At 42.6% G+C, this 1820-nt stretch carries 4 protein-coding genes; all 4 read right to left on the bottom strand.

The genetic code is table 11. From position 1 onward, the window contains the following. Positions 1-236: 236 nt before the first annotated feature. The gene (locus KDK18_RS09635; RefSeq protein ID WP_257254691.1) at positions 237-527 is read right to left on the bottom strand and encodes a type II toxin-antitoxin system RelE/ParE family toxin; all 291 of its coding nucleotides are present in this window, start codon (positions 525-527) and stop codon (positions 237-239) included. Beyond that, complete coding sequence (locus KDK18_RS09630; protein WP_257254690.1) at positions 515-787, bottom strand: CopG family ribbon-helix-helix protein; 273 nt, start codon at positions 785-787, stop codon at positions 515-517. The genes KDK18_RS09635 and KDK18_RS09630 overlap by 13 nt, the downstream gene beginning before the upstream one ends. Before the next feature lie 334 nt (positions 788-1121). Continuing rightward, complete coding sequence (locus tag KDK18_RS09625) at positions 1122-1451, bottom strand: type II toxin-antitoxin system PemK/MazF family toxin (protein WP_257254689.1); 330 nt, start codon at positions 1449-1451, stop codon at positions 1122-1124. After that, complete coding sequence (locus KDK18_RS09620; protein ID WP_257254688.1) at positions 1451-1711, bottom strand: AbrB/MazE/SpoVT family DNA-binding domain-containing protein; 261 nt, start codon at positions 1709-1711, stop codon at positions 1451-1453. Before KDK18_RS09620 ends, KDK18_RS09625 begins: the two co-directional genes overlap by 1 nt. Positions 1712-1820: the final 109 nt, after the last annotated feature.

Genomic DNA, 1820 nt, shown 5'->3' with positions numbered 1-1820 from the left:
CAAGGGTTAAATTATTGTGGTCGTTTATTCCAATCTGGCTGATTCATTTTTTCAGTCTCATACGTCAGACTCTTACAGTATAACTTTGGCTAGATGACATTCTGTGTCTTTCAAAAACCTGTTTACTCATTTTCCCTTGCTTTATCGAGTTCAGGGTCATTCCTACGAATGCAAGCTTGATCCTACCAGGTGGTTTTTTTGTCAGAAATTTTATGGGTGTTTTTTTAATTCTTCGGTCAATAACCAGCCTCTTTCTGGTGTCGTACTGCAAGCACCGTAGCAAGACCATTCTCTATTCGATATAAAGCAACATAACCACTGTTACCGAAATCAATTAGCCACTCTCTAAACTCTGGCTCCATACCATCAACAGGACGACCAATCTCAGGTTGACAGGCTAAAACCTTAATGCCTGAGCGAATTGCTTTAATCGCACGACTGGCTGAATTTCCATCTTTCTGTGCCAAAAATTGGTGTAATCGTTGAACATCTCTAAGAGCGGAAGGTGACCATATCAGTCGTGACACTTAGGAATCTCCCCATTTTCACCCGCCTCAAGCTTTTCTAACCATGCATCCGCTTCTTCAAGCGTTAGGTGCATACCATTCTCTTGATAGCTGTTCCAAGCATTAAGGGCGTCCTGTTTGAAAGCCTCTTTTTTCTCTTCACATGTTACATAACGACGAATAGCTTCACACATTATCCAATGTGCTGATCGGTGTCTGGCCTCCGCCAAATTCTTAACTCTTCTTTTCAGGTCTTCATCAAGCTTTACCGAGGTTACCATTTGTTTCTCCCTTGGTATTAAAAGGTAATACCCATTAATACTATACCATAAGACCCAAAAGTAAAGAAAACCCTCGTTTTAGTATCCGGCCAGAAAAATTGCTTACACGTCAGATACTTCAAAACCCTTACAGCTTCAACATTGAGAATGGTTTTTGAGAGCCTGAAGCCCGTTATTTATCAAACTTTCAGCCAAACCCGAATGCTTCTCAAAAACGGTGAAAATCGAGAAACAATTATCTTGAAAAACACCGGAGCACCGAGAGATCACACCCCCGAGAGATAGTACACCCACAGAATGAATCAAATTTTATGGGTGTCTCTTTTTTTCCTATTTAGGTTACAATAGTTCTGACTTTTGCCAGAGCCTCTTCAACTACCGATTTTGAAGCCCTTTCCACCTTTTTTATGTACCTTGCCTTGTAATCTACCGTCCGAACCTGCTGGCACACAACAACCCCAGAAATTTGATTGCCAGCTATTGAAACTTCAAAGGCATGGCCACGAACAGTAGAGGTGATAGGTGCAACCAGTACCAGTTTTGTTTTCTGGTTGAATACTTTTGGAGATAAAACCAGTGCAGGCCGAGTCTTCTGTATTTCCACTCCTCGCGTTGGATCAAAATCAACCCAGATCACATCACCACGCTCGGGAATATACGCCATTACAGAAGCTCCTCTCCCTTTGGCGCATCATTGAGCCATTCACGTTCTTCGTCATTCAAGATGAAGGCACTGGCAGGACTGGCTGATAACAATTCGTCCATTGTGTACTCCCTCTGGGAGCTGGAAGGTTTGATAACAATCTCGCCATCAAGTGCTTCAATCGTGATACTGCTATCCACTTCCAGACCAGCCTTGGCGAGAACTTTAGCAGGTAACCGCACTGCTGCGCTATTACCCCACCGTTTGATTTCAGTTTCCATATAAGACCTTTTCGTATCTACTTGTGTAGATACTAGATAGTAACAACATGGGTGTCAACAAACAGCAAGGGATTCAAGGATGGAGTCAAGGACACCTACATAAAAGTGT

The sequence above is a fragment of the Endozoicomonas sp. SESOKO3 genome (assembly GCF_024606255.1).
The sequence above is the reverse complement of the archived record's forward strand: the minus strand, read 5'-3'. Positions and strand labels throughout refer to the sequence as shown.